Source organism: Roseimicrobium sp. ORNL1, from assembly GCF_011044495.1.
Lineage (GTDB): Bacteria > Verrucomicrobiota > Verrucomicrobiia > Verrucomicrobiales > Verrucomicrobiaceae > Roseimicrobium.
In genome coordinates, this window is record NZ_CP049143.1 from 7,625,672 (window position 1) to 7,646,850 (window position 21,179).

General features: G+C 61.7%; 18 protein-coding genes. 13 read left to right on the plus strand and 5 right to left on the minus strand.

The genetic code is table 11. The annotated features are described in order from the left end of the window. Positions 1 to 7 precede the first annotated feature (7 nt). Together G5S37_RS30890 and G5S37_RS30895 are read left to right on the plus strand one after the other, a co-directional pair. Positions 8 to 1,414 carry a glycosyltransferase family 4 protein gene (locus G5S37_RS30890; RefSeq protein WP_165210533.1) on the plus strand — a complete coding sequence of 469 codons (1,407 nt, stop codon included), beginning with the start codon at positions 8 to 10 and terminating at the stop codon, positions 1,412 to 1,414. Next, positions 1,411 to 2,355 carry a polysaccharide pyruvyl transferase family protein gene (locus G5S37_RS30895; protein ID WP_165210536.1) on the plus strand — a complete coding sequence of 315 codons (945 nt, stop codon included), beginning with the start codon at positions 1,411 to 1,413 and terminating at the stop codon, positions 2,353 to 2,355. Before G5S37_RS30890 ends, G5S37_RS30895 begins: the two co-directional genes overlap by 4 nt. Here the strand turns inward: G5S37_RS30895 and G5S37_RS30900 are convergent. Beyond that, the gene (locus G5S37_RS30900; protein ID WP_165210539.1) at positions 2,273 to 3,136 is read right to left on the minus strand and encodes a hypothetical protein; all 864 of its coding nucleotides are present in this window, start codon (positions 3,134 to 3,136) and stop codon (positions 2,273 to 2,275) included. The genes G5S37_RS30895 and G5S37_RS30900 overlap by 83 nt on opposite strands. A 114-nt stretch (positions 3,137 to 3,250) precedes the next feature. On the opposite strand from G5S37_RS30900, the gene G5S37_RS30905 reads away from it, so the two are divergent. Both G5S37_RS30905 and msrB read left to right on the plus strand, forming a co-directional pair. After that, complete coding sequence (locus tag G5S37_RS30905; protein WP_165210542.1) at positions 3,251 to 4,552, plus strand: PQQ-binding-like beta-propeller repeat protein; 1,302 nt, start codon at positions 3,251 to 3,253, stop codon at positions 4,550 to 4,552. Between the two features lie 125 nt (positions 4,553 to 4,677). Then, the gene (gene msrB / locus G5S37_RS30910) at positions 4,678 to 5,292 is read left to right on the plus strand and encodes a peptide-methionine (R)-S-oxide reductase MsrB (protein ID WP_240914753.1); all 615 of its coding nucleotides are present in this window, start codon (positions 4,678 to 4,680) and stop codon (positions 5,290 to 5,292) included. Positions 5,293 to 5,567: 275 nt separating this feature from the next. On the opposite strand, the gene mtnA is transcribed toward msrB, so the two are convergent. Then, positions 5,568 to 6,671 carry an S-methyl-5-thioribose-1-phosphate isomerase gene (gene mtnA, locus G5S37_RS30915; RefSeq protein ID WP_165210545.1) on the minus strand — a complete coding sequence of 368 codons (1,104 nt, stop codon included), beginning with the start codon at positions 6,669 to 6,671 and terminating at the stop codon, positions 5,568 to 5,570. A 176-nt stretch (positions 6,672 to 6,847) separates the two neighbouring features. Here mtnA and G5S37_RS30920 point away from each other — a divergent pair, with 176 nt between their 5' ends. The 8 genes from G5S37_RS30920 (at position 6,848) to bioF (ending at position 14,575) form a co-directional block, all read left to right on the plus strand. Then, complete coding sequence (locus G5S37_RS30920; RefSeq protein WP_165210548.1) at positions 6,848 to 7,789, plus strand: AEC family transporter; 942 nt, start codon at positions 6,848 to 6,850, stop codon at positions 7,787 to 7,789. Positions 7,790 to 7,886: 97 nt separating this feature from the next. Then, entirely contained in the window at positions 7,887 to 8,546 is a 660-nt protein-coding gene (locus G5S37_RS30925; RefSeq protein WP_165210551.1) for a DUF1080 domain-containing protein, read from the plus strand. 15 nt (positions 8,547 to 8,561) lie between these two features. Beyond that, positions 8,562 to 8,699, plus strand: a complete 138-nt coding sequence (locus tag G5S37_RS30930) for a hypothetical protein (protein ID WP_165210554.1) — start codon at positions 8,562 to 8,564, stop codon at positions 8,697 to 8,699. 212 nt (positions 8,700 to 8,911) lie between these two features. After that, the gene (locus G5S37_RS30935) at positions 8,912 to 10,384 is read left to right on the plus strand and encodes an SGNH/GDSL hydrolase family protein (protein WP_165210557.1); all 1,473 of its coding nucleotides are present in this window, start codon (positions 8,912 to 8,914) and stop codon (positions 10,382 to 10,384) included. A gap of 73 nt (positions 10,385 to 10,457) precedes the next feature. Continuing rightward, a complete protein-coding gene (locus G5S37_RS30940; RefSeq protein WP_165210560.1) occupies positions 10,458 to 10,907 on the plus strand; it encodes a tRNA (cytidine(34)-2'-O)-methyltransferase in 450 nt (149 codons plus the stop codon). Between the two features lie 272 nt (positions 10,908 to 11,179). After that, on the plus strand, positions 11,180 to 11,806 hold the full coding sequence (locus G5S37_RS30945) for an acyloxyacyl hydrolase (protein ID WP_165210563.1): 627 nt from the start codon (positions 11,180 to 11,182) through the stop codon (positions 11,804 to 11,806). Positions 11,807 to 11,916: 110 nt separating this feature from the next. Beyond that, positions 11,917 to 12,768 (plus strand): alpha/beta hydrolase fold domain-containing protein, encoded by an 852-nt coding sequence (locus G5S37_RS30950; RefSeq protein WP_206026230.1) that lies wholly within the window; start codon positions 11,917 to 11,919, stop codon positions 12,766 to 12,768. Positions 12,769 to 13,345: 577 nt separating this feature from the next. After that, positions 13,346 to 14,575 (plus strand): 8-amino-7-oxononanoate synthase, encoded by a 1,230-nt coding sequence (bioF, locus tag G5S37_RS30955; protein ID WP_165210568.1) that lies wholly within the window; start codon positions 13,346 to 13,348, stop codon positions 14,573 to 14,575. Here the strand turns inward: bioF and G5S37_RS30960 are convergent. From G5S37_RS30960 to G5S37_RS30970, 3 genes are all read right to left on the minus strand, one after another. Then, a complete protein-coding gene (locus G5S37_RS30960; protein WP_165210570.1) occupies positions 14,480 to 15,853 on the minus strand; it encodes a glycosyltransferase family 4 protein in 1,374 nt (457 codons plus the stop codon). The genes bioF and G5S37_RS30960 overlap by 96 nt on opposite strands. Positions 15,854 to 16,008: 155 nt before the next feature. Beyond that, positions 16,009 to 17,478 (minus strand): DUF1501 domain-containing protein, encoded by a 1,470-nt coding sequence (locus G5S37_RS30965; protein WP_206026231.1) that lies wholly within the window; start codon positions 17,476 to 17,478, stop codon positions 16,009 to 16,011. Between the two features lie 5 nt (positions 17,479 to 17,483). Next, positions 17,484 to 19,847: a PSD1 and planctomycete cytochrome C domain-containing protein gene (locus G5S37_RS30970; RefSeq protein WP_165210573.1), complete on the minus strand. Its 2,364-nt coding sequence runs from the start codon at positions 19,845 to 19,847 to the stop codon at positions 17,484 to 17,486. A 179-nt stretch (positions 19,848 to 20,026) separates the two neighbouring features. Here G5S37_RS30970 and G5S37_RS30975 point away from each other — a divergent pair, with 179 nt between their 5' ends. Then, positions 20,027 to 21,112, plus strand: a complete 1,086-nt coding sequence (locus G5S37_RS30975) for a hypothetical protein (protein ID WP_165210576.1) — start codon at positions 20,027 to 20,029, stop codon at positions 21,110 to 21,112. Positions 21,113 to 21,179 lie beyond the last annotated feature (67 nt).

Sequence of the window (21,179 nt, forward strand, 5' to 3'; positions counted from 1 at the left end):
ATTTCACATGAACACACCCATCAACCACGTGTCTGCGGATGTTTCTCCCACGCTCCGCAGCCAGGCTGCCGGCCAGATCATGGCCAGTGGTTCCGGGGTCAATGCCCTTGCTGCAACGACGATGCAGAAGGCGCCTGCCACGAAATCCCGGAAGAAGGCCTCCACCGTGACCGCAGAGCGCCTGCAGGCCATGGCTTCGGTGCGTACCACGCCGGCGAAGGGCCGCCTCTTGTGGGTGGGCGACGCCACCGTGCCCACGGGTTTTGCCACGGTGACGCACTCGGTGCTGCAGCACCTGCACCAGGATTGGGAAGTCTTCGTGTCCGGCGTGAATTACAACGGGGGCGACCACGACTACCCCTACCCCATTCTGCCTGCCTGGCAGGGTGGCGACATGTGGGGCATGAACCGCTTCTCCGCGTTGTGTGAGGAGATCGCGCCCGATGTGGCCATCATCAACAATGACTGGTGGAACGTCGCCGCCTTTCTCGATCACGCGCCCAAGAACGTGCCGATTCTCGGATACATGCCGGTCGATGGAGCGCACCTCGATCCTACGGAGATCCGCCGCCTGGAAGGACTGTCCGAGGCCGTGTGGTACACGGACTTTGGTTATCAGGAGGCCGTGCAGGCAGGCTTCACCGGCGCGCGGCACGTGATTCCCCATGGCCTGGATGGAAGGCTCTGGCAGTCCAAAGAGAAAGCCGCCGCGCGTGCGCGCCTCGGGCTGAACCTGCCGGAAGACGCCTTCATCGTGGGCAATGTGAACCGCAACCAGCCCCGCAAGCGGCTCGACGTCACCATCCGCCTCTTTGCCCACTGGACGAAGACCCACGACATCAAGAACGCATGGCTCCTGCTGCATTGCGCCAAGAAGGACACGGGCTGGAATCTGGAGCGCGTGGCGAACTTCTACGGCGTGGCCGATCGTTTGATCCTGACGGGTCCGCAGGAGCTTCATCAGGCCGGCGATACCTCACAACTCCAGGACACTTACAACGCGCTGGACGTTCAGGTCTCCACCACCCTGGGAGAAGGCTGGGGTCTCACGACCATGGAAGGCATGGCGTGTGGCATTCCCCAGATCGTGCCGGACTGGGCCGCGCTGGGTGAGTGGACGGGCCCCGCCATCAAGGTGCCCTGCACCACCGAATTGGTGCACCCGGAGATCAACACGGTCGGCGCCCTGCCGGATGAAACGCTGTTCGTCGAGCAGCTGCAGGCGCTCTATGCGGATGCCGCCCTTCGCGAGAGGCTTTCCCGCGCGGGCAGTGCTCATGTGAGGCAGCCGCAATTTGCCTGGAGTGCTGTGGCAAGGCGCTTTGAGTCGCTGATGCTCGCGGCCATGCAGAGAGGCGCTGCCGTCATCTCCCAGTCCCGCACTTCGTCTCTTGTCCCGGCAGCCAGCTTATGAAGATCGCCTTCGTCGGGGCGAGCGGCTATGGCAATGTGGGGGACAACACCTATCCGTTTGTTTTTTCCAAGTACCTGCCGGAGCACGAGCTGCTCTTCTTCAACTCGGACCTCCCCAAGGACATGCCGGCGGATCTCGATCTGCTGGTCTTTGGCGGCGGCGGCATCCTGTACAACAATCCCTCGGGCGAAGACTTGTCGGCCCTGTCGCCGCACTTCTGCCAGATGCGGTACTACCTGAAGTGGGCGGTCGAAACCGGCGTGCCCTTCGGGTTTTCGTCCTGCGGCTTTCAGTTCCGGGTGGAGACAGAGGAGTTGTTCCGAGAAGTGCTGAAGCCGTGGATTCCCTACTTCGAGCAGGCCCGGTTCATCACGCTGCGCTCGCCCAATTGCGTGCGCATCATGGAGGAGCTGGTACCGGACAGCGAACCACGGTTCTACCCGGATGCGGGCTATCTGATGTCGCAACTGGTCGAAGTGGACTCCTGCTGGGAGAACATGCTCACGGTCGCGGTGGCTGGGAAGATGTTTCCCGGAGATCCCCTGTGCAAGCGCTTCATGCAGTTCCTCGGTTCCATGAAGTATGAAACGGTGTGGATGAGCATGGGCGCGCCGGTGGATGATGCGCCGAACCTCTCCTTTGCGCGCCGCCGGTTTCCGGAAACCAGGGTTATTGAGGCGCCCACGCCGGAGGAGGCGTACCGCCAGATTTCCCGCTCACGGCTGGTGATGACCGGTCGCTACCACGGCATGGTCTTCGCTCGGGCCAGCGGCGTGCCGTTCTACTTCCCGGAGGACGTGCCCTACAAGTTGCGGCATGAGGATTTCGAAACAGCGCCGGCGGAGGCTATGGGCCACATCACGGTGCTGCGGGAGGCGATTGCACGTCTGGCACCGGCGCCGGGGCGGGAGCTGGCACCCACTGAGCCAGCCATGTCTTGAGCTTTTCCAGATCCAGGGATTTGAAGTTCGAGTGGAAACAGTCCGGGCGCTCCAGGCCGAAGGCGTAGTCGGAGCGGTTCACCACATCGCACCAGTCGTTGGGATAGACCACGCCCACGGGCTTGTTCTCGAACCATGCCGCCTGTTGAAGACTGGACCAGGAGCCTACGAAGGCACTGCATGATTTCACGAGGTTCAGCGTGGCCGGCACGCTGAGATGATCCATCACGACGATGTTCTTGCCTTCGAACCTGCGGGCATTCTCCTCGGCGTGCGCGAGGCGGCCGGAGACGCCCATGCGCACAAAACTGCGGGTGATGAGATAGACCTTGCAGGGCAGATCTTGGAGAACGCCAGCCACCTGCTCGATCGCTTTTTCGGAAAAGGTCCTGCTCACCAGGCTTCCCGAGAACGGCTGGAAGATGACATGACCGGTGGAGTCGATGGTGTCTGGCGCGTCGAACTGCGGGACGTAACCCTCGCTCGCTTTGCCTGCGATCCTGTCTTCCCATTTCACGCCGGCGAACTCAACCACGGCCTTGTCGAGTTCGAGCGCACGCAGTCCCTTCTTCAGGAATTCATCATACTTGTGCCCCAGCTCGTAGATGATGAAGTTGCTGGCATTCCGGTGGAAGCGGAAGATCTCTGAGGCGAAGGGATTGTGGGAGGCACAGATCACCTTTACCGGTTCCGTGGTCTCGCTGAGGACCTGGTAGGAACGGGTGAGATAAATTTTGCGTATGACGTCGCCGAGTCCGGCAGCGAAGAGGGCCGCTTGCATGTGTGTCTGAGGAAGCACTGGGAAGGCGATGCTGCAAGTTACGTGCAGCGTTTTGTCTGTGATTGTCGTCTGTGCCGCAACCATCGGAGGTGCCCGCGGTTTTAGTTCTCAGCCATGAAACCGCTTTTGTTTTCCGCAGCCTTGCTCACCCTCGCGCTGCCTGCGCCCGCCAACAACTGGCCCCAGACGCGTGGCCCCAACCGGGACTCTGTCAGCACGGATGCCGCGGTGCCCACGCACTGGAGTGAAAAGGAAAATCTGAAGTGGCAGCTGGATCTGCCAGGAGCCGGAGCCTCCAGCCCCATCGTGTGGGAGAACAAGGTCTTCGTCACCTGCTTCTCCGGACAGAAGGAGAACGGCGATGTGAGCGGCCTGGTGCGCCACATCCTTTGCGTGGACAAGGCGACGGGAAAAAAACTCTGGCAGAGAGACTATCCCACAACGCAGAAGGACGACGACTGGAGCGGTATGATTCGCGAGCACGGTTACACCAGCAACACGCCGGTGACCGATGGCGCGCATGTGTATGTGCACTGGGGCAAGGGCGGCGTGGTCGCGCTGGACATGGACGGCAAGGAAGTATGGAAGGCCACCACTGGCAGCGAGTCCGGCCGCCAGCGCTGGGGTTCCTCGGGATCGCCGGTGTTGTGGAAAAATCTTTTGATCGTCAATGCCGCCGATGAAGCGCAGTCCGTGATCGCGTTCGACAAGGCGACCGGGAAGCAGGCATGGAAACAAACCGCTGGGCTGCTGGAAGGCGCTTTCAGCTCACCGCAGGTCCTCAAGCGTGCCGATGGCCGTGAGGATCTCATCTTCGCCGCGCCCAGCGAACTCTGGGGTATGAATCCCGAGACGGGCAAATTGCGCTGGTACGCGCCCACCGGTATCGAGGGGAATGTGGCTCCGGACCCGGTGATTCAGGGAGAGGACATCTATGTGTTTGGAGGCTTCCCTTCCACCATGCGGGTGGCGCTCAAGGCGGGGGACAAGGGTGAGGTGAGCTCTTCTGCGATGCTCTGGCAGGACAGCCAGTCCACCTATGTGCCCACGCCGGTCTACCATGACGGCAAGCTGTACGTGGTGAGTGATCAGGGCTTCGCCTGGTGCGCGGATGCGAAGACCGGCGCCATGATCTACCGCGAGCGCCTCGGTGGCGCGGCGGCACAGTCCGGTGGCGGCGGCGGACGCCGTGGCGGTGGGAAGCCCTTCTACGCCTCCCCGGTTCTGATTGGGGACAAGATCTACGCCGTGAGCCGCAAGCAGGGCGTTTTTATCCTGGCCGCCAAACCCCAGTTCCAAGTGCTGGCCACCAACTTCCTGGCCGGTGACGGTACGGACTTCAATGCCACCCCCGCGGTCAGTGATGGATGTCTTTTCCTCAGGTCGAATAAGGCCCTCTATTGCATCGGGAAATGACGGTGGAGGGCGATTTTTGAGGGGTGCTCTTTGAATCTAGCGGCTCTGTGCTTGCGTATCCTGATGTCGAACCCAATGATGGGATCGATTTCTGCCCTCAGTGCCCGTAGTAGATTCGATTGCCCATGAAAACGCCGCTGACTCTTCTCCTGCCGCTGGCCGCTGCGATGCCTCTGGTCCTGGCCTTTGCCGAGGACAAGCCCGCGACACCCAAGACCCCTGCACCTGAAGCCTCCACCAAGACGATGGAAACTGGAAAAGTGATCAAGACCGATGAGGAATGGCGCCAGAAGCTGACCCCCGAGCAGTTCGCCATCACCCGCCGCGCCGCTACCGAACGTGCCAACGGCGCCGCGTATGAGAAGTTCGAAAAGGAAGGCGAAGGCACCTACTACTGCGTGTGCTGTGGCGGTGAGCTCTTCACCAGCAAGGAGAAGTTCCACTCTGGCTGCGGCTGGCCCTCCTTCTACGATTCGTCCAAGGCGAACAACGTGCTCGAGCGCGCGGACGACTCCCACGGCATGCGCCGCGTGGAGACCGTGTGCAAGCGCTGCGAAGCCCACCTCGGCCATGTGTTCGAAAAGGAAGGCTTCAAGACGCCGACGGATCGCCGCTTCTGCATCAATGGCGCCGCTCTCGTGTTCGTGCCCAAGGGCGGCACTCCGCCGAAGCTGGAGGAACTGAGCTCGCCTGAAGTCGCGAAAAAGAAGGATGAGGTGAAGAAGGCGGCTGGGGAGTAATAGAGATTACCTCCCGTGACGTCACCTCTGGTCAAGGAGTGGGGGCATTCCTGCCCCCATTTTTCGTTACAAGACTCCTGACTCCACCATGACTGTGGCGCTTCTCCGGCCCACGAGCAGCTGTTCCTCAACAAACGATGCTGCTTCGCTGCTCTGCTGCTTTGCGATTTCTTAACCCACCGGTGATGCGCCACTCCGCCGACTTGCCACGCGATAATGGGGGCAGGAATGCCCCCACTCCTTGAGAGGGTGCTTTCGTATGGTGGGTTCGCTTCTCACGAAAACGCCCGATCCAGCGCCGCCTCATCCGCGCGCACGACACCGCGCTCGGTGATGATGCCGGTGATGTGGCGGGCCGGAGTGACGTCAAAGCCGTAGTTCGCCGCGGGGCTGGCTTGGGGAAAGAGGCGCACGGTTTCCAGCTTGCCGGCGCTGGTCATGCCTTCGATTAGGGCCACCTCTTCCTCGCCACGCTGCTCAATCGGGATTTCCAGGATGCCGTCGTTCATCTCCCAGTCAATCGTGCTGCCGGGGGCGGCGACGTAGAAGGGCACGCCGTTGTCCTTGGCGGCCAGTGCCTTCAGGTAGGTGCCGATCTTGTTGGCGACGTCGCCCTTCTTGGTGATGCGATCCGCGCCGGTGATCACCATGTCGACCTTCTCATGCTGCATGAGGTGGCCGCCCGTGTTGTCGGGGATGATGGTGTGGGGAATGCCCTCCTGCGTGAGTTCCCACGCGGTGAGGCGGGAGCCCTGGTTGCGGGGCCGCGTCTCGTCCACCCACACATGAATGGGAATGCCCGCCTTCTGCGCGGCGTAGATGGGTGCGGTGGCGCTGCCGATGTCCACAAAGGCCAGCCAGCCTGCATTGCAGTGGGTGAGGATATTCACCGGCTCGCCGGGCTTCTTGCTGCGGGCGATGCTCTGGATCAGTGTGAGCCCGTGCTCGCCGATGGCACGGCAGGCGGCCACGTCCTCATCCGCGATGACCTCGGCCATCTCGCGGGTCATTTCCAGCGCCTGGAGGTCGGTCCGGGCCTTGGAGAGGGCGGTGAGCTGGCGCTCGAGGGCCCAGGTGAGGTTCACGGCGGTGGGGCGTGTCTGGAGTAGCTTGCGCGCGCCGAGCTTGGTGGCCAGCTTGTAGTCCGGGTCGCGCATGGCTTCCAGCGCGGCGAGCCACATGCCATACCCGGCGGTGGCGGCGATGCAGCCGGCGCCACGGACCCACATCTCCTTGATGGCCCGCGCCACCTCATCAACCGTGCGCAGGTCCACGACCTCGAACTTCCACGGCAGCTTCCGCTGGTCGATGATCTGCACAATGTGGGGTTCGTCCGGCTTGAGCCAGACGGTGCGGTAGGGTTTTCCGTCTACGAGCATGGCGTGATGTTCTTCTCCTCGGAGCTTCTTCCTCCCTGCGTTAAAGGTTGGCAGAGCGGTCCGTCAAATGGATGTGCATGACACGTTCGCAAAGAGCGTGCCCCGATCCTTGCAGCAACTGCAGCGAATCCATTGACCGGAGGGCCGGTCCCGTTGACCAAGAGGGGGCGCTGTTCATGAACTATACCACCATCCTCTTCGCGACGCTTCCTGTCTACCTCACCATGCTGGTAGGTGCCGGAGCCCGGCGGATCGGATGGATGCCGCGGGCAGCGGACCCGGGCATCATGAACCTGGCGGTGCGGGTGCTCTTCCCCTGCCTCGCCTTCGAGCGTATCGTGGGGAATCCGGCGCTGAACAACGGCGGCCAGGTGCTGCTGAATGCCACGCTGGGCTTCCTGATGGTCGCCGTGTCCATGTGGCTCTGCCACCTCGTCACACCCCTCATTGGCATGAAGAAAGGCGAGGGCGCGCGCACCTTCGCCCTCTGCACCGGCCTGCAGAATTACGGCTTCGTGGCTATCCCCGTGACGGAAGCGCTCTTTGGAAAGCCGCTCATCGGCGTGCTCTTCACCTATACTCTCGGGGTGGAGCTGGCCATGTGGACGGTGGGGGTGGGCATGCTCACCGGTTTCAGCAAGGCGCCGTGGCGGCACGCCATCAATCCGCCAGTGATCAGCATCGTGGCCTCCCTTGTCCTGCACTATCTGGGGGCAGCGCGTTATGTCCCGGACTTCGTGCACGCGCTCATGGGGCAGCTTGGGGCCTGCGCCATCCCGTTGTGCGTCATCCTCATCGGGGGCACCATCATGGACCTCATTGGTGAGGAGCGGTTCAAGCTGAATGTGGCCGTGGCCACCTCGGTGCTGCGCATGTTTGTGCTGCCTTTCCTGTTCATCGCGGTCGGGCTGTGGCTGCCGGTGAGCTATGAGATGAAGCAGGTGCTGTGCGTGCAGGCGGCCATGCCGGCGGCGGTCTTCACCGTGGTACTGGCGCGGCACTACGGAGGCCATGCGGCCACGGCGGTGCTGGTCATTGTGGCCACCACGGTGGTCAGCATCTTCACCGCGCCCTTCGCCATCGGGCTTGCCATGAAGTGGCTGAATGTGGGACAATAGTGACCGAAACGAGCTGGGAACGCCCATGAAGCGGGCCGCAACACAACTCCTCGCAACACCCCGGTGTCGGGCCGCGTTGGTGTTGTCCTTCCCTACCATGAACTCCCGTCGTTTTTTCCTCTCTGCCGCCCTTGGTCTTTGCACCCTCGCTGTGTCCGCTTCCACTTCCCGCGCTGCGGACAAGGGCTTCACGCCCCTCTTCGATGGCAAGTCCTTCGCGGGCTGGAAGGCGGACACCACCAAGGGCTATGAGGTGAAGGATGGCCTCCTCATCTGCACCCCCGAGGGCAAGCACCTCATCAGCGAGAAGACGTACGGCGACTTCCATCTCAAGTTCGATTTCAAGCTCAGCCAAGGCGCGAACAACGGTATGGGCATCCGCTGCGATCTGCCGAAGGATGGCAAGGCTCCCTCACCCCACCTCAACGGCATGGAGATCCAGCTCATCGATGCGAATGTGCCGAAGCACGAGAAGATCAAGGACTGGCAGCACCACGGCAGCATCTACGGCCTGGTCCCCGCGAAGCATGAAGGCATGAAGCCCATCGGCGAGTGGAACACGCAGGAGATCATCGCGAAGGGCACCAAGGTGACGGTCATCCTCAACGGCGTGACGATTGTGGACGCCGACCTCAGCAAGGTGAAGCCCATCGATGGGCATGAGCATCCTGGTCAGCTTAACGCCAGCGGTCACTTCATCATCTGCGGTCACAATGACCACGTGGAGTTCCGCAATCTTGCGATCAAAACTCTGTAAGCCATCCATACCCCCATGATTTCCTCGAAGCTTGCCCTCGCACCTATTGGCACCACTGAAATGGTTATCGCCATTGGCGTGCTCGGCTTTATGGCTCTGGCGGCGGGTGTGATCATCTTCGTTGTAGTGCGTCTTTCGAAGAAGCAAAAGTGACGCTGTACAAAAAAATCCCACCGCCGCTCTGACTGCCTCACCCGACACCATCCTTTCCATGATTCCCTCCATTCTCGCCATTGGCGCACTCGGCACCACCGAGATGATCATCATCGGTGTGGCCGTTCTCGGCCTCGTGCTGGTGGTGGTTGTGGCGAAGCGCGGTTAGGCACCCGGCCATCCTCATTTTTCCACCCGATACCATCCTTGCCATGAAACGCTCATTCCTTCTCACCCTGGCCACGGCGGCGCTGCTCGCGCATCCGGCCTCTGCCCAGGAGGGCCGGTCGCTCGGCGCGGCTGCTCCCTCCACCGCCCCTGCTCCCGCAAAGAAGCCCGCCGTTCCCGCGCCACCCGCCGGACTCGGACTGAAGGATGGGGATCGTTTCATTTTCATCGGCGACTCCATCACGCACGCCTGCCTGTACACGCAGTACGCGGAGAATTATTTCTACACGCGCTATCCGAACATGCGCCTGCATTTCCGCAACGCGGGTGTGAGCGGCGACAAGGCGAGGGATGTGCTGAATCGCTTTGATGAAGACATCGCCGCCTTCAAGCCGACGGTAGCCACGGTGCTGCTGGGCATGAACGACGGTTCCTACAAGGACTTCGACAAGCCCACCTTCGACACCTACGCGAAGGACATGAGCGAGCTGCTGGATCGCCTCAAGGCGATCAACTGCCGTGTGATTGTGATGAGCCCGACCATGTTCGACCACCAGTCATGGGACATCAAAGTGAAGGAGAAGCCGGACTATGCCAAGGGACGCGTCCCCACCGGATACAACGCGGTGCTCGCCTACTACGGCAAGTGGCTGCAACAAACCGCCCTGGAGCGCAACCTGCAGTTCGTGGATCTCTTTGGCCCGCTGAATACCTTCACCGTGCAGCAGCGCCGCATCGATCCAAAATTCACCCTCGTCCAGGATGGCATCCATCCCGGTCCGGATGGCAGCTTCATCATGGCCTATTCACTGCTGAAGCAGACGGGTGACACGGGACCCATTCTGAGTGCAGGCGTACGCGTCGTGGGCGGTCAGTGGCAGCCCATCAATCCCGCCGTGGTCTCGGATGTGAAGGGCAATCCCACCCGTTCCGTGAGCTACACCGTGAAGCCCAAGGCGCTCCCCTGGGTGCAGCTGGCCGAAGCGCCGCTGGGCGCGAAGCTCACCAACGCCGGTCACACCGCTTCGCAGGAGTCTTACATCGCCTCAGGCCTCATCAGCGGCCGCTATGACCTGCGGATCAATGACAAGTTCGTAGGCACCTGGGATGAGCGCGCGCTCTCCGTGCATGCCGAGGTGGAGGAGGATCCCGATTCACCGACCTTCCAACAATCCCTGAAGGTGGTGGCACTCAACAAGAAGCGGAATGACGAAGCCGTGCGCCCCCTGCGCAATCTGTGGGGAAAGCAGAAAGGCATGTTCAACAAGCGCGAATCGGAAAAGACAGCCTACGACGCGTGGCAGACCGAGTTCCAGACGAAGCGCAAGGAACTGGACGACCTCGCCGCGAAGTACGAAGCGGACATCTACCAGATCAACAAGGTGCAGCCGCTCAAGGTGGAGATCATGCCCACGCCCCGCCCCGCTACGGTGCCCCCTGCGAAGGCAGCGCAACAACAGCAGCCGGCGGCAGCGAAGCCCGCTGCCAAGCCTGAAGAAGCAAAGAAGGCGGCCTGACCGCGCTTTGACGCACATCCGAACTTGAATACCTGCATGCGAGAGTCGACCACGGCTCTCGCATTTTCTTTGTATGCTCCACCTCGTCCTCTACCAGCCTGAGATTCCGCACAACACCGGTGCCGTGGGGCGTCTGTGCCTGGCCACGGGAGCGCGGCTGCACCTCATCAAGCCACTTGGCTTCAGCATCGATGACCGGCAGTTGAAGCGCGTAGGCCTGGACTATTGGAAGGACGTGGACGTGCACGTGTGGGATTCGCTGGAGCAGTTGCGAGAGAGTGCAGCGCCCGAGACACCATGGTTCTATTTCACCACCAAGACGCAGCAGTGCTACTGGGACGCAGCGTTTCCGGCGGAGTGTTACCTGATGTTTGGTCCGGAGACGCGTGGCCTGCCGGAGTCCCTTTTGGAAACGAACAAGGACACGTGCCTGCGCATTCCGATGGAGGGCACGCGCAGCTTGAATCTCGCCACGTCGGTGGGCATTGTGGTGTATGAGGCGCTGCGGCAGAACCGTGGATGAGGCATCTTGGTGAGATGGCGCCGGATTGTGGCCGAGTTTCTCCGAAACTCGCAGCGGACTGAAGTGATCGAGGATGGAAGCTTGGTGAGTGGTGTGTTTCCATAGCCTCGAGCAGGTTCTCCTTGGCTCAATCGAGAAGTGATTCCTCATGGGATACGCGCCACGCTTCGAGTTTCGGAGAAACTCGGCCACGATCCAGCGATGGGGATGCTCGGAATCACGCATACCTGTTTCCGCTTCCCACTTGGCAAAAACAGATTACCATCCGCGTCATGCTGAAGCGCCTGCTGCTCACTTCTTTCATCGTTGGTACTGCCGCTTGCTCCACATTCGCCGGTACGGTGGACAAGACCGTGCAGACCGTGGCTCCGGAAGCGTACGACCCGCTGAAGCACTGGGAGATTGATTTTGAAACCGGCGGTCTGTGGAGCGTGGGGAACAATGCCTCGCCTCTGGACTACGTCCTCCTGCCCCAGATGCTGACCTTCAAGTCGCCTGAGGCCTTCGGCTGGGATGTGGGTAGCGGCAGGCTGGGTTTCCGCCACCGGATCTCGCTGCTGCTCGAGCCTATCGTGGAAGGTCCGGAGGACTACTACTTCGGCGTCGCCGGCTCCGGCATTCTGGAGTGGTGGAATGCGCCGCGTGACTTCTCCCTCTTCTTCGCCGCTGGCGGTGGTGTGGGCTGGATGGACAGCAAGGGCTATGAAATCGAAGGCGCCCAGGGACAGGATTTGAACTTCAACTGGTTCCTCTATTCCGGCGCGCGCTTCATGGTGTGCAAGCGTGGCAGCATCGCCCTCGGCTTGTACTACCAGCACATCTCCAACATGGGCACGGATGATGTGAATCCCGGCATCGATGCGCTCGGTCCGATGCTAAGCTTCGGCTGGCATTTCTAACGAAACACCGGAGCGACCCCAGCGTTAAAGGCGGCATGGTTCTTCCATCCCGCCTTTTTTCTTTCTCGCTTCGTACCGCATTCGCGGTGGCGCTTGCCTTGCCGTTGACGGTGTCTGCCCAAGACACCGATGCTGCCAAGCCAAAGCCGAAGGCGGATGCCAAGCGCCAGACACCGGCAAAAATTGAAGGACCTGCGCCGACGGAGAAGAAGGTCTACAAGGAAATCGGCGACACCAAGCTGGAGATCTGGATCTGGAAACCCGAGGGGTGGAAGGCGGATGACAAGCGGAGTGCCATGGTCTTCTACCACGGCGGTGGCTGGCGCAATGGCAGCCCCAATGCGTTCTCACGGCAAAGCGCCGAGCTGGTGAAGCTGGGCATGGTGGCCATCTCCGTGCAGTACCGCCTCACCTCGCAGGCTGGCGTGACCATCCCGGACTGTGTGAAAGACGCACGCTCCGCCTTCCGCTGGGTGCGCAGTCATGCGGGTGAACTCGGCATCGATCCCGGGAAGATCGCTGCTGGTGGTGGCTCGGCCGGTGGACACCTCGCTGCCACGCTGGCGACGCTGGATGACGTGAATGATGCGAAGGATGATCTGAGCGTGAGCGCCAAGCCTGCTGCCCTGGTGCTTTTCAATCCCGCTACGAAACTCGACTACCGCCGTGCGTCCGAAGTGACCCCTGCACAGCAGGAGGAACTCCTGAAGGTGAGCCCCTATCATCACCTGAAAGCTGGACAGCCACCGACGCTCATCTTCCACGGTGATGCGGATAACACGGTGCCCATTGATACCGCGCAGGCCTATGCCGCGAAGGTAAAGGAACTTGGGGGTTCGTGTGTGGTGGAGGTGTTTTCTGGAGAAGCCCACGGCTTCTTCAATCGCGAGCCGTCGTATTCGAAGACCGTGGAGAAGATGGTCGCGTTTCTGCGTGAGCAGGGGTTGTTGGGGAAAGAGTGAGGGGGGTGTGGTGCGCGCACCCGACGGAGGGGACAAGAGTGTCCCCGATCCTTGGAAGGCGCCGATGCTCCTTCGGGGGGAGCATGATGCTCCTCCATAACTAGGCGAGGCTTTGCTCAAGGAGTGGGGACATTCTTGTCCCCATTTGTTCAGTGCTACACGGTGAAACTCACTAGACGGTTTCATGTGAGCGAAGTGATCATTTCGCAGGGAGCGGCACTAGCTTAGTGCCGTCATTGACGTTGCATGTGACGTCGTGAGCGATGCTCCACAATGTAACCGATGATGAGAGAATACGAAGAGGCTCCGCACCCAGAAGGCTCACCGCCGGCACTAAGGCTAGTGCCGCTCCCTGCGAGAGCCTCCCGTATCAAGGACGCGAGACGTCAATCTCTCTGGTCATGCCAAAAATGGGGACAGGAATGCCCCCACTCCTTGACCAGAGGCTTCGCCACGTGAGGTGGTTCCCGACTGATGGCACACGGAGTGTGCGGATCATCGCGGGGTTACTTCCACCCCCATTTCTCCCATTTGAAAAAACCCTCACTACAGGCGATGCGTTCCATGATCTCCCACCATGGACGACCAGCCCAATCACGACCTCACGCACGCTTCCCGAGAAGCGCTGGAGCACTTGCAGCAGCAGGGGCTTCGTCGGTCATTGCGTCGGGTGCTCTCCACCAGGGGTGCGGAGATCACGCTGCCGCAGCGTGAGGGGGTCATCAACTTCTCCTCAAACGACTATCTCGGCCTCGCCACCTGCGATGCGCTCAAAGCCGCCATGCGGGAAGGCGTCGATCGCTTTGGCGTTGGTTCCGGGGCTTCGCGTCTGGTGTGCGGCAACCATGCACCGCATGAGGAACTCGAGTCCGCACTCGCATCCTACAAGGGCACTGAGGCCGCGCTCGCCTTCAGTAGTGGATATGCCACGGCTGTCGGTGTCATCCCCGCGCTGGTCGGTCCGGGCGATGTGGTGATTCTGGATAAACTGAGTCACGCTTCGCTCATTGATGCCGCGAAGCTCAGTGGCGCTACCATTCGCATTTTTCCTCACAATCACCTCGGCAAGCTGGAGCGCCTGCTTGCAGGAGCACGTGAGAAGGGCGGCGCCTCCACGCGTGTGCTCGTGGTCACCGAGTCCATCTTCAGCATGGATGGTGATGCGGCGCCTCTTGCCGAAATCATCGCGCTGAAAGCCAGGCATGATGCGTGGCTGCTGGTGGATGAAGCGCATGCCGTGGGTGTGCTGGGGCCGCAGGGTCGCGGCCTTGTGGCGTCGCTGGGTCTCGAGAAACAAGTGGAACTGCAAATGGGCACGCTGAGCAAGGCCATCGGTGTGAGCGGTGGTTATGTGGCCACTTCGAGCGCGGTGCGGGATCTGCTCATCAATCGCGCACGCAGCCTTATCTACTCCACCGCGCCACCACCTGCGGTGGCATGGACCGCGAAACAGGCCATTTCCCTCCTGCAAAGCAGCGAAGGAGATGCGCGACGCGAAAAACTCTGGAGCAACAAGCGCCTGCTGCTCTCGCTGCTCGGCGAAACGTTCGCCTCGCAAACCAGCGCTCTGCCCGCTGCCATCCTGCCCATCATCATCGGCGATGAAGAAGCCGCCGTGCAGACCAGTGCGGCGCTGCTGGACGCGGGCTATCTCATCCCCGCGATTCGTTATCCCACGGTGTCGCGTGGCGCGGCGCGACTGCGGCTCACGCTAAGTGCAGTCCATGAAGCGGCCCAGATCGAAGCTCTTGTCACGTGCCTTCGCCGCATGGTGCCGCAGTTGGGCATCGCCGCGCATGGTGCGTGAGGCGAAGCTGGTGAGCAGGCCATACTTTTGCGCGAGGCTGAGATCGAAACGCAGGCTCGCGCGTTCCGCGAAGGCATCCAGCAAATGGAGCGAAGTCTCTTCCTTCGCGAAGTGTTTGCGTGCATGAACCAGACCGGCCGCGCCCATCTGTTCGCACTTCGCAGGATCCTGCAAAAGTGTGGCCAGATGATCTGCGAAGGCCGCGGGCTGTTTCTCTTCGCAGAGCAGACCGGTCACGCCATCCACCACCATCTCCGGCACACCGGCGAGGCGCGTCGATACACACGGCAAGCTCGCCGCCATGGCTTCCATGAGCACGGTGGGGAGATTGTCCATGCCACCGTCCTTCTCCGTCTTGCAGGCGAGCGCGAAGACCTGGGTTTCCTCGGCGAGCAGGCGGATGATTTCCGTCATGCCCAGCGGTCCAGTGAGCGTGACTTGATCTTCCAGTTTGAGATTTGAGATCTGGGATTTGAGTTCGTCTTCGAGCGGACCTTCGCCGACGATGCGGCACTTGACTGGGATACCGCGATCACGCAGCAGGCCGCAAGCGGTGATGAGATCATCGTATCCTTTTTTCTCGATGAGACGTCCCACGCTCAGGATCCCGCCCGCTGCCTTGGTGCGGTCTGCTTTCGATCGAGCTTGCATGAAGGGCTGCAGATCCAGGCCGTTGTACACACGCTGGATGCGCGGGGCTTCATGGGGAAATTCGCTGCGCAGTTTCCTGGCGGTGTAGTCGCTCACCGTTACCACGAGGCTGGCTTCCCGGAAGAGAGAAGCCAGTGGTGGAATCTGAGTTTCGCCGCAGCAGAAGATGTCATTCGCATGCGCGGTGAAGCTGAAACTCGTGCCGTGAAACTTGCGCAGCCACCAGCAGGTGCGCGCGCCCATGCCTGCGAAGTGAGAGTGCGCGTGGCTCGGAGCCGAGCTGCCGAGCTGTGTGAGGACATGGCTGATATAGGCCGCCTCGTACACGCGATTCTTGTCCGGCCGGTTTCCCCAATGCCGCAGCGTGAGCACCACGCTTTGGGGCAGTTCGTTGGCGTCCTTCCACTTCAGTACCCGGGCAATCAATTCCTCTTCAGGGGGAAGAAAATGCACACGCTGCAGGAGGTCCTCCGGAAAGTGGCGAACCTTTTCATCCCGCGTGTCGTGGATGGAGAAGATCAACGGTCGCACGCCCATGCGCTCCAACTCCAGAACTTCCCGCACGCAAAACGTCTGGGTAAACGTGGGGAATCTTTCGAAGATGTAAGCGAGGTGGTATCTCGGCATGCGGGACAGGAGGGGGAGTCTGGCGGGGTGTCCCCTTTCCCTACCGCGGTAGGGCGGCGAGGCAAGAGGACAGCCAAGTTCTTCCAGAATCGTGGCGAATCGTCCAGTGGCCTTTTTTGACCGTTGTTATTTCAATTCCGCTTAAAATCTGCCACTTACGCCAGCATTCCACGTAGTAATTTTCCGTGCACATCCGTGAGCCGGAAGTCCCGTCCCTGGAAGCGGAAGGTCAGCTTTTTGTGGTCGATTCCCAAGAGGTGCAGGATGGTCGCGTGAAGGTCGTGCACGTGGGCCTTGTCCTCCACGGCGTTGAAACCCAGCTCATCAGACTCGCCGAAAGTATGGCCGGCCTTCACGCCGCCGCCCGCGAACCACATGGTGAAGGCGTCGATGTGGTGGTTGCGGCCGGTCTTGTCCCGGTTCTCACCCATGGGGGTGCGGCCGAACTCTCCACCCCACACCACGAGGGTGTCCTCCAGCAGGCCACGGGACTTCAGGTCGCGGATGAGGGCGGCGCAGCCCTGGTCGATTTCGCGGCAACGCGGAGGGAAGTCATCCTCCAGTGTCTCGCCCGGACCGCCGTGGCTGTCCCAGTTTGTATGGTATAACTGGACGAACCGCGTGCCGCGCTCGACGAGGCGGCGGGCCAGGAGACAGTTCCTCGCGAAGGAGGGCTGCAAGGGATCGACCCCGTACATATCCAGCGTGGCCTGGCTCTCACCGCTGATGTCGATGAGGTCCGGCGCACTGGTCTGCATGCGGTAGGCCATCTCGTAGGAGTTGATGCGGGTCTGGATCTCGGCATCGCCGGTCTCCACGAGGCGGGCGAGGTTCAGATCACGGATGGCATCAATGGCCTTGCGTTGGCTCGCACTGCTGATCCCGCCGGGCGTGCTGAGATTCAGAATCGGCTCGCCGGTACCACGGAGCGGCACGCCCTGGTAGGTGGTGGGCAGGAAGCCGCTGGCCCAGTTCACCGCGCCGCCACGTGGGCCGCGCGGCCCACTCTGCAGCACCACGAAGCCGGGCAAATCGCGCGATTCACTGCCGAGCCCATACGTCACCCAAGCACCCATGCTGGGACGGCCAAACTGGCCGCTGCCCGTGTTCATGAAAAGCTTCGCCGGCGCGTGATTGAAAAGCTCCGTGGCGCAGGATTTCACGAAGCACAGGTCATCCGCCACGCTCGCGGTATGCGGCAGCAGGTCGCTGACCCACGCGCCGCTCTGGCCGTGCTGTTTGAATTCACGACGCGCGCCGAGCAGCTTCACGCCGTGGCTGCTGTTCATGAAGGCGAAGCGTTTCCCTTCGATGAAGCTCTGCGGGATGGGCTGGCCGTTGAGTTCTTGAAGCTTCGGCTTGTAGTCGAAGAGCTCGAGCTGCGACGGACCACCCGCCATGAAGAGGTAGATGACATTCTTCGCGCGTGGCGCTCCATGGGGCTTCTGCGGCGCCAGGGGATCCTGCGGAGAAGGTGCGGCCTTGGCCTGCTGCTCGGCCATCAGTGAGGCCAGTGCGATGGAGCCGAGGCCCATGGAGCAACGGCTGAAGAAATGACGACGCGTACCGGCCAGCAGCTTGGCCTGCGTGGTGTGGAGTTGGGAGATGTCGTTCGAAGAAGGCATCAGCATCATTCGCGGGTGATGGTTTCGTCGAGGTTCAGCAGCACGCGCGCGGCAGTGAGCGGGTCGAGTTCGGAAAGCGTGGCCAGTTCCTTCGGCGCAGGCTCGCGGGCCACACACAGGCGGAACGCGGCCTGCACGCCTTGGCTTTCCACGAGCTTGGCCATGGCTTGGGCGAGCTCGAAGTAGGCCGGGTCATTCAGCATGGTCAGAGCCTGCAGCGGGGTATTGCTGCGGATGCGGCGCGTGCAGGTGGTGAAGGAATCAGGCGCATCAAACACCGTAAGCGCTGGATGTGGGCTGGCGCGGAAGAAGAAGGTGTACAGGCCGCGGCGGTAGCGGTCCGGCCCCGTGCTTGTGGGCCACGGGCGCTTCACCTGGCCCACGTTCATCGCGCCCTCAGGCTGCGGCGGGTAGACGGGTGCGCCGCCGAGCTTGGGATTGAGGAGGCCGGTGATCTTCAGGCAGGCGTCGCGCACCATCTCGGCATCCATGCGCAGGCGACGCTGATAGGAGAGGAGGCGGTTGGTGGGATCCTTGAGCGCCAGATCCTTTCGCGCGGTTGAGCTACGCTGGTAGGTCTCGCTGGTGACGATGAGCCGGTGCATGTGCTTGAGGTCCCAGCCGCTGTCCATGAACTCGCACGCGAGCCAGTCGAGCAGCTCGGTGTGCGTGGGCGCGCTGCCCTGGGTGCCGAAGTCATTCTCTGTCTCCACGAGTCCCCGGCCAAAGTACACCTGCCAGACGCGGTTCATGATCACGCGGGCGGTGAGCGGATTGTCCCGGCTCACCAGCCAGCGCGCGAGGTCCAGGCGCGTAGGCTGGCGGCTTCCTTCGTGGGCCACCAGCGGATTGAGCACATGCAGCGTGCCGGGTTTCACGACTTCATCCGGGCGGGTGAAGTCGCCCTTGATGAAGAGGTGGGTCTCGCGCGGCTCCGGCAAGTCTCGCATGATGAGTGAGGTGGTCTTCGTGGCCAGTTCCGCCTGCACATCGGTGAGCCGGTCATTCAGGCCCTTGAATTCCGCGTCGTTGAACGCGAATTGGACATAGAGCAGGCGGTGCTGCGCGGCGCTGCGTTTCTCCGCGGCTGCCGCCAGGGCCTTGCGCGCGTCGGGTTTCAGCTTCTTGCGTGCGGCTTCGCTGAGGGTGGACTCCCATTGTGCGATGGCGGGAAGGCGCTCCGGCATCATCGCCTCCAGCTTCTTTTTCAGCTCCGCTTCTTCGCGCTTCAGTCCGGCAATGTCCTTCTTCGCATCGGGAATCTCCACCGTGGCGGTCTTGGTTCCGCCATGACCGTCCTGTTCCTGGTTGTTGAAGAAGGCGAAGAGCGAGTAGAACTCGCGCTGTGTCACCGGATCAAACTTGTGATCGTGGCACTGCGCACACGCGATGGTGAGCCCGAGCCACACCGTGCCCGTGGTGCCCACCCGATCAAACACGGACTCGATGCGGAACTGTTCCGGATCGATGCCGCCCTCGCCATTCACCTGCGTGTTGCGATGGAACCCGGTGGCCACAAGCTGATCCACGCTCGGCTTTTCCAACAGGTCACCCGCCAGTTGCTCGATGGTGAATTCATCGAACGGCATGTTCGCATTGAGCGCCTTCACCACCCAGTCGCGGTAGGGCCAGATGCTGCGTGGCGCATCGATGCTGTAGCCGTTGCTGTCCGCATAGCGTGCCTGATCCAGCCACCAGCGGCCCCAGCGCTCGCCATGGTGCGGTGAGGCCAGCAGGCGATCCGCGTACCTGCCGATGGCGCCGCTGGCATCCTTCGCGAAGTCGGTGGTGAAGGCCTCTACCTCGGAGATGCCAGGCGGCAGTCCGGTAAGGTCGAGCGAAAGGCGGCGTACCAGCGTGGTGGCCTCCGCGCGTGGGGAGGGTTTGATGTCCTGCTTCGCGAGCGTGGCGTTGATGAATCCATCAATGGGATGCACCCCCGTGCCCTCGCGTGCGCCGGACTTCTCCCTTTTGGGAGCTACGAAGGACCAGTGGGTCCATTCGCTCGGCGCCTCGTTCGCCGGGAACTTCGCGCCTTCGTTGATCCACTGCTGGATGACAGCGATCTGCTCGGGCGCAAGGGGGTTCCGCTTGTACGGCATCTGCGGAATCTCGTCGTGCGTCCCCTGGAGGAGCGTGAGGAGGAGGCTCTGGTCCGCCTTGCCTGGCGCTACGGCCGGACCGGCGTCGCCCCCTTTGAGGGCTGCTGCGGCAGTGTCCAGTCGCAGGCCCCCCTTGGGATTGGCCGCACCGTGGCACTGCACGCATGCGGTGGCGAAGAGCGGCTTCACCTCGCGGACGTAGTCCACCGCTGCCGGGGCGAGTTGCCACGGGGCGAGGCAGGTGAGGACGAAGGCGGCTTTCTTCACGGTTTCTGCAACAGGGGATCGGTGATGGGAGGAGAATACGCGGCTTCGACTTGCAGCTTTCCCCGTTCTGACGTTCTGGGGACGTGTGTGCGGAAACCGCCCCTTGCATTTTGAACGAACCTGTCAATCCATTGTCACTGTTCGCGCTCAATAGACATCTCTCATCAAGTATCCGAACCATGAAAACACTCCGTCTACTCCCTCTGTTGGTGTTGTCTCTGGCGACCGTTCAGGCGCAGGAGCTGGAAAAAATTTCCCAGCCCGGTGCGATCAACGGCACAGTGAACATCACTTTCAACACCCGGACGCGCCTGACCGATGATGGGAAGCCACAGAAGGGCGCGAAGGACGTGTATGAGACCGCTCTCACGGTCGGAAAGACCACCGAGTTCAAGGGCAAGGTGGAACGCCAGCCGCTGATCACGAGCAAGATTCTCGGCAGCGTGGAGCAACCCGGCCAGTACTTCTACTCGCTGGATCTCGGTGTCATCAATCCCACGAACATGACCCAGAGGAAGACCGTCGGGAAGTGGGTGGGCACCGTGCCCATCGGCGCGGACGGTACCTATGAGCTCACCGGCGCGGACGACAGCAAGCACCGCATCAGCATTGATGCCATCGGCAAGGCTCCTGCTTTCACCGACAACTTCGGTGGCCGTCTCTACGGCAAGGGCAAGAAGACCGGTGGCGCCATGTCCTATGTGCGTCGTCTCCAGGGCAAGGAAGTGAAGATCGAAGTGAAGAACGTGGACCCCATGCGCTTCGAGAACGTGGTGCTCGCCGCCGGCCCGGCCCAGAGCTACCCGAAGTGCACCGTGAACGGCAACCTCGACTTCGACTACGAAACCGGCAACTGGCTGACCAACGGCATCCGCTTCCACTACTCGCTCAATGGCAAGGAATATGACGACGTAGTGACCGGCTCCATCAAGTGGGTGGAAGATCCGAACCGCGCCTCGAACGGCAAGGGCCAGTACGAGTTCAACCTCCGCTGGAACGAAGACAAGAACAAGCCTGCCAGCACCGAGGCGGATGCCTTCAAAGCCGCCAACGACGAAGAGGCCTTCTTCACCGTGGACAACAGCGTGCCCTCCCTCACCGGTACGGTGGCGTATGTCGACACCATGGCCAAGGTGGGCGGCGAGGACTCCGTGACCGCGAGCAAGATCACCTACCAGCTCGATGCCAACCAGCTCACCAAGCAGCAGGTGATGAACTTCCTGAAGGTGTGGCTCATCGGCATTGGACCCACGAACGACGAATAACGCTCCCGTCGCAGCAAAGACTTGTATCTGCAGGCGTGGTCTCCATGGTGGGACCACGCCCCTCTTT

Coding starts and splice junctions, on each gene's coding strand:
- G5S37_RS30890 (WP_165210533.1), top strand. CDS start 8: ATGAACACACCCATCAACCACGTGTCTGCGGATGTTTCTCCCACGCTC.
- G5S37_RS30945 (WP_165210563.1), top strand. CDS start 11,180: ATGCTGAAGCGCCTGCTGCTCACTTCTTTCATCGTTGGTACTGCCGCT.
- G5S37_RS30960 (WP_165210570.1), bottom strand. CDS start 15,853: ATGCCGAGATACCACCTCGCTTACATCTTCGAAAGATTCCCCACGTTT.
- G5S37_RS30965 (WP_206026231.1), bottom strand. CDS start 17,478: ATGCCTTCTTCGAACGACATCTCCCAACTCCACACCACGCAGGCCAAG.
- mtnA (WP_165210545.1), bottom strand. CDS start 6,671: ATGCTCGTAGACGGAAAACCCTACCGCACCGTCTGGCTCAAGCCGGAC.
- G5S37_RS30930 (WP_165210554.1), top strand. CDS start 8,562: ATGATTTCCTCGAAGCTTGCCCTCGCACCTATTGGCACCACTGAAATG.
- G5S37_RS30935 (WP_165210557.1), top strand. CDS start 8,912: ATGAAACGCTCATTCCTTCTCACCCTGGCCACGGCGGCGCTGCTCGCG.
- G5S37_RS30925 (WP_165210551.1), top strand. CDS start 7,887: ATGAACTCCCGTCGTTTTTTCCTCTCTGCCGCCCTTGGTCTTTGCACC.
- G5S37_RS30975 (WP_165210576.1), top strand. CDS start 20,027: ATGAAAACACTCCGTCTACTCCCTCTGTTGGTGTTGTCTCTGGCGACC.
- msrB (WP_240914753.1), top strand. CDS start 4,678: ATGAAAACGCCGCTGACTCTTCTCCTGCCGCTGGCCGCTGCGATGCCT.
- G5S37_RS30900 (WP_165210539.1), bottom strand. CDS start 3,136: ATGCAAGCGGCCCTCTTCGCTGCCGGACTCGGCGACGTCATACGCAAA.
- G5S37_RS30895 (WP_165210536.1), top strand. CDS start 1,411: ATGAAGATCGCCTTCGTCGGGGCGAGCGGCTATGGCAATGTGGGGGAC.
- G5S37_RS30940 (WP_165210560.1), top strand. CDS start 10,458: ATGCTCCACCTCGTCCTCTACCAGCCTGAGATTCCGCACAACACCGGT.
- G5S37_RS30905 (WP_165210542.1), top strand. CDS start 3,251: ATGAAACCGCTTTTGTTTTCCGCAGCCTTGCTCACCCTCGCGCTGCCT.
- bioF (WP_165210568.1), top strand. CDS start 13,346: ATGGACGACCAGCCCAATCACGACCTCACGCACGCTTCCCGAGAAGCG.
- G5S37_RS30920 (WP_165210548.1), top strand. CDS start 6,848: ATGAACTATACCACCATCCTCTTCGCGACGCTTCCTGTCTACCTCACC.